Raw genomic sequence first — 5,574 nt, forward strand, 5'->3', positions numbered from 1 at the left:
GAGGATGAGGGGAACGAACGAACCCGGAGGCTTCCCCGACGGTTACATCTGCGACTTCATGCAGGCGGAAAGGGATCTCCCGGCCAGGAGGTTCCTGGAGGTAGCCCAGGAGGATGAGGAGGAGGCCAAAAAGTACCTGAGGGCCTTGAACGAGGGAGTGGGAGGAATAGCGGCGGTGATAGACAACTCCATTTGGTTGGGTTTCTACATGAGTGGAGGTATAGGTTTCTCCAACACCGTGGCTTCAGCCGCCTTGGCGGGTAACGTGATAGAATCCTTCTCCGATGAGCTGGTGGAGCTCATCCACCGATACACCATGGGTGTGAGAAAGGCACCCCCTGAGTGGGATGTTGTGAAGTTCATGGTGAACACCATTATCCAATACACCATGGAAAGCTATGAGAAGTTCCCCACGTTGGCAGAATTCCATTGGGGAGGTGCCCACAGGGTTTCCGTTATAGGTTCCATAGCTGCGTCTACTGCAAGCATCATCACAGGCAGTTCCACGATGGGATTGATGGCAGCTCACTACTCCATCGCCCATGTGATGAAAGAAGGCTGGCTCAGAACGGGATGGGCGGGACAAGAAATCCAAGACCATATAGGTCTTCCCTATCTGTGCAGCTTCAGGCCGGAGGAGGGAAACCTGGCGGAGTTGAGGGGACTGAACTATCCCATGCAATCCTTCAGCGCCGCCCACGGTGCGATCAGGGCAGCAGCCGTTTATGGGGCCATGATAGGAAGGGGAAGCGCCTGGTGCCTGAGCCCCATCGTGAAGGTGGCCTTCGCCGATCCCCATCTGGTTTTCGACTTCAAACATCCCAGGCTCTGTATCGCCAAGGCAGGCATAAGACAGTTCATGCCTGCGGGGGAGAGGGACCCAGTACTCCCGCCCCACTGAGGTGAGGGGATGAGAAAAATCCCCAAACTAGAAGAATGGTATCCCAACTTTGCAGAAGAGTTTGAAAAAACCAAGCTTCCATCCGTTATGGAAAGGGTGACGACGGAAAAGCCGCCCCTCCCCAAGGCTTCACAACCTCGTCCGGAAGGATGGTGGAGGGAATACCCGCATTCCCTTTGGATAGTAGACCGGGGGAGGGAGCCTACAGCCTATGAGTTGCTCCATGACTTCATTATAGGAAAGGCCATGACGAGTCCTCTGGCCATCTCCATTGGAAGTACCCCTCCCTCTAGGCTCATCCTCTTCGAAGTAAAGCATCCCACTAGAGGGATAGAATACGCAAGGATTTTCCTCAATCCCACGGATGTGATGGAGGGCTATGCGGAGGAGGAACCGGACGTGGTGGTTAGAATAGGATACTACGATCTGGTGGCCGTTCTCTGCGGTGAACTACCCCCCTTCAATCCTTTATACGAGGGAAGGGTGGAAATCATAGGGAATACGGTGGCAGCCATAGACCTTTTATGTGATGTGTTAGAAGCTACTAATGGTCGGGAGGCTGCTCCGGGGAGTCCCACACCCATCCCACGGCCCGTGATGTGGCCTCTCGGACACCCGTAGGTGAGGAGATGAAGGCGGAGACGAAGAGAAAGGAAACCGTGGACCTGTACGATGATCTAGGAAATTGCTTAGCCACGGATATCCCCTTGAAGGCCCTTTCTCCCCTCTACAACCCCTACATGAGGGAAGTCCTTGACCTCTTCAAAAGGGTGGCCATTATCGATTTGGGCAAGCTCGAAACCCTGATGAAGAAAGGAATGGCCGGCTGGGAAACGGCAGTGGGACAGGATGAAAACAAGATGCCTTGGTATGGAAGGGACCTTCCGCTGGTTGACAAGGCCAAGGAGATCACGGAGAGAATAAGGGACAAGATAGAGAGGTATGGGGATGGAGAACCCCTCGTGGAGGGTGTGGGTAGATACATCATAGTAAAGGTTCCCCGCAGGATGATGGAGATTTCGGCCAGCAGGGATCCCGCCCTCACTTGGACAGCAGTAGCCCTCTGCCAGGCGGTGGCAGAAACTTTCAACATGACTCCAGAAACGGATCCAGACGGATGCAACATGTTGAAAGGGGCTGTTTTCGGAAGATATCCGCAATCTCCAGAGTTTCCTCCGGGTGGTCCAGTTTCCACCTTCCTCAAGCAAAGCAACACCGTCGACGGGCTGGGCTCGGGCTTCAAGGCCATCATGGTCAACCATCTGGTAGCTCTTTGTAACAAGAGGACCATGGATGGGGTGGCACTCGCCACTATTTTGGAGCAAGCCGCCCAGTGGGAGATGGGGAACGCTCTGGGGTGGTTTGAAAGATACCAACTCCTTGGTTCGGCTTACCAAGGCTTCAACGCCCATAATCTGGTACTCGACTTGGTGAAGGAGAACAGGGAGGGAACGATAGGGGACGTGGCTTACAGCATAGTGCGCAGGGGGATAGAGGATGGGGTGATAAAGGTGAAGAGGACCCTACCGTCCGGTTACAAGATTTACTCCACCAACGATTATCCCCTTTGGAATGCATACACTTGTGCCGCCGTTTTGGCTGCTGTGATAGTGAATGTGGGTGCCAGCAGGGCAGCTCAAAGTGTTTCCACGGTAGTGGGATACTTCGGGGATCTCCTTTTGATGGAGACGGGTGGTCTTCCCGATCCAGATGCGGGTAGGGTGGAAGGGACGGGACAGGGTTTCGCCTTCTACACCCACTCCATTTATGGAGGAGCGGGTCCGGGTGCTTATACCCTCGACCATGTGATTCCCAGACATGGTTCTGGGTTCGTGGGTCCATGTATTGTGGCAGGCATGTGTCTGGATTCGGGTACTCAGCTCTTCTCTCCCGAAATGACTTCCGCCAGTTACTTCAAGATAAGGGAAAGATTGCCCCTTCTCCATGAGCCCTTGAAGAAAGTGGCGGAGGCGGCGGAAAGGATAAAATCGGAGGTGAGGAGAGGGTAAAAATGGCAAAGACCAAATACGAGCCCCAAATCTATCCCGGAAAGGACGAGACTTCTGAAAGGAGGAGAAAACTCTGGGACAAGAGAAGGAAGTTGGCGAAATACCGCGAGATCTCCGATGACGATATCACGCGCCTGCTGGGTCATAGACCCGTGGGAGCCCTTTATCCGAGTGTGCATCCCCCTCTCGAAGAACTCATCGAGCCATACGATCCCATCAAGAACATCGTGGTCCCCACTCCCGGGGCTAGGGCTGGGGATAGGATAAGATTTGTACAGTTCGCGGACAGTTTCTGGCATCCGCCGATCGCACCCTATGGCAGGCTGAGGCTCTACTTCAACAGGTTGAGGGGAATAGATGTGGTGGCTTACAGTGGGAGGTGCATCTTGGAGATGAGGGAAAGGGACTTGGAGGCGGCGATGAAAATGCTTTTGGAGACCGAAATCTTTAACCCGGCTAGAACGGCCCTGAAGGGGATTACCATTCATGGTCACTCCCTCAGATTGGACGAGGATGGGTTGATGTTCGATGCCAGGAGGAGGTACATCTTGGACAAGGAAAGTGGAGAGGTGGTTTACATCAAGGATCAGATGGGAAGGGTGCTCGATAACCCGGTTCCCGTGGGCAGACCCCTTTCCGAAGAAGAATGTAGGAAGCTCGATCTGGCTTATACTTGGGATACTCATCCCTTCAAGTCCAGAACGGAAGTTTTGGAAATCATTTCAAGGGCAGCCAAACTTAGGGTCATAGCGGGATTCAATCCAGAACTCCTCACAGAGGACATGTAGGTGTGATCATGAGCAGGCACCTAGAAGGTGTTAGCAGAGTACTGAGTCCTGAAGCTTTTGAGGATTTCAAGAAAAAAGTTAGTGGAACGGTACTGGAAATAAGGGAAAAACAGGCAGAAGTCTACAGGGATACTTACCCGCCGGGTTATGAGCACATAGCCCCAGATGGCATGGCCACCGAACCTTGGATGCTCAACTGGATTAAGGAAAGGGGAGGGATAACCATGGAGGAGTATGACAAGTTGATTTATGAGGAATTCGTAGAGTGGGCTTATCGAGTTATCCATGCCATTGAGGTTTGCAAGAAAGCGGTGGCTGAGAAACCTCCCGTTTCAGAGCTCATCAAAGCCAAGTGGCTTTGCCACCTCAGCCATCCCCCCGCCTACATGGTGAGGCCGGACCTAGGTTTCTCCACCACCCAGATGCTCTATGGGAAATATGCAACCACCATGTGGTGCCATGTGGATTGGTGGAGAGGAGAATTCGTTTGGTTCCAAGGATATCACAATGAGGATGGGGTACCGGTACAGCACTGGATCATAGGAATGACAAAGGAAATCGTACAGCATTTCGATGAAGAGGATAGACAAAAGCTCCTTACCCCCAGCGAATTCATGGCCGTTCCTTCCGATGTCACGGCACCGCTCGAACGCAGACACCTGCGTACTGGTATAAAACTCAAGGAAATTCCAAAGAAATCTCCCTATGATTTGATAGAATGGCTCCGGATGGCTAGGGACATCATCAAGGACCTGAGGGAAGAGATCTTCCCCAAGTGGACTCATGCCACTCTTTACATCTCCACTTCTCCTGGCAACATGGGTATTGCTTCCCAACACGCCTTCTGGACTTCACACTTTTGGGGCCTAGTTTGGATGGCCATGAACGCCACTAGATTGTTCGGTATCCCCATGATGTTCTACACCTATGAACCCCTTCCCCCCATCCTAAACACCCTTTTGGCCCTACCCTCCGAGCTTTGGGTTAGGAGACTCGATGAACTTTTCACCACGGGACCGAAGGGTTTGGTATGTGATGCTATCAACAAGGTCATCACTCCTGAGAAGAAAACTCCCATGCTCCATCAGATGAGGGAACTCTACCTCAAAGGAAAGGCGTTCAAAGGGTGGGCCATACCCTACGATGAAGGCATACCCCCACCCAAGGCCTTCCTCACCGCTCTCCCTGCCCCAGTTTATAGAGAGGCGAACATAAGGGATCTCATCGCCAATCCTGATAAGTTGCCCAAGGAGTATTGGGAGTTGTTGGAATCGGAGGGAGGAGTAGATAGGAAGACGGGGAGGGTTCCTCCCTACAATGAAGTACCGAGACTGAAGTATCTTTTTGATCCAACCATCGAATGGCTGAAGCCCAGCGATTTCCCATCCATAGATTGGAAGGAAGGACAGGTTTGGCCCTTGGACATGACGAGGGAGAAGATGCAGATCATGGTGGAAGAAGGGTATGATGGTTCTGGAGAAAACATCCTGCATTACAGCTGCTTGGCGGATAGGAAGATGGGTCAGGAAGGAAAATTGATACTCCTGGGAACTACTCCTTACAAGCTCCCGGTAGAGTAAGCTTTTTATTTGATTCTCTCCTACTTACCTAAACGTGGAGAGAAGAAAGGGGCTGGACGAAAAAGCCGGCCAGCTTGAAGCTAGGGAAAGAGAATATATCCGCGAATTGTACGCTCTTTCCAAAAAATACCTTGAGGTAGAAAAGGAAAGACCACTTTATTCCATCATGCAAAGAACCTTTGGTGCCGATCCCTTTGCCCTCCAAGATTCCCAGATGTACAAGAGGGGAGGTTACAGGCAGTCAAAGCGCAAGCAGGAGTTCGCCAGGTTGGGAAGACAGGTGGCCATAGAGAGGG

6 protein-coding genes are annotated in these 5,574 nt (G+C 52.3%); all 6 read left to right on the forward strand.

What is annotated here, in order from left to right:
* A partial coding sequence (locus tag QXG22_06855; protein MEM0359701.1) for a hypothetical protein occupies positions 1–901 on the forward strand: 901 nt, incomplete at its 5' end.
* Between the two features lie 9 nt (positions 902–910).
* Positions 911–1,522, forward strand: a complete 612-nt coding sequence (locus QXG22_06860) for a hypothetical protein (GenBank protein ID MEM0359702.1) — start codon at positions 911–913, stop codon at positions 1,520–1,522.
* Between the two features lie 8 nt (positions 1,523–1,530).
* Positions 1,531–2,910: a hypothetical protein gene (locus QXG22_06865; protein MEM0359703.1), complete on the forward strand. Its 1,380-nt coding sequence runs from the start codon at positions 1,531–1,533 to the stop codon at positions 2,908–2,910.
* A gap of 2 nt (positions 2,911–2,912) precedes the next feature.
* Entirely contained in the window at positions 2,913–3,698 is a 786-nt protein-coding gene (gene mcrG, locus QXG22_06870) for a coenzyme-B sulfoethylthiotransferase subunit gamma (GenBank protein MEM0359704.1), read from the forward strand.
* An 8-nt stretch (positions 3,699–3,706) separates the two neighbouring features.
* Positions 3,707–5,278: a hypothetical protein gene (locus QXG22_06875; GenBank protein ID MEM0359705.1), complete on the forward strand. Its 1,572-nt coding sequence runs from the start codon at positions 3,707–3,709 to the stop codon at positions 5,276–5,278.
* A 34-nt stretch (positions 5,279–5,312) separates the two neighbouring features.
* The coding region (locus QXG22_06880; GenBank protein MEM0359706.1) for a hypothetical protein at positions 5,313–5,574 on the forward strand (262 nt) is incomplete at its 3' end.

It is taken from the genome of Candidatus Hadarchaeales archaeon, assembly GCA_038736355.1.
In the GTDB taxonomy this organism is placed as follows: Archaea; Hadarchaeota; Hadarchaeia; order Hadarchaeales; family WYZ-LMO6; genus WYZ-LMO6.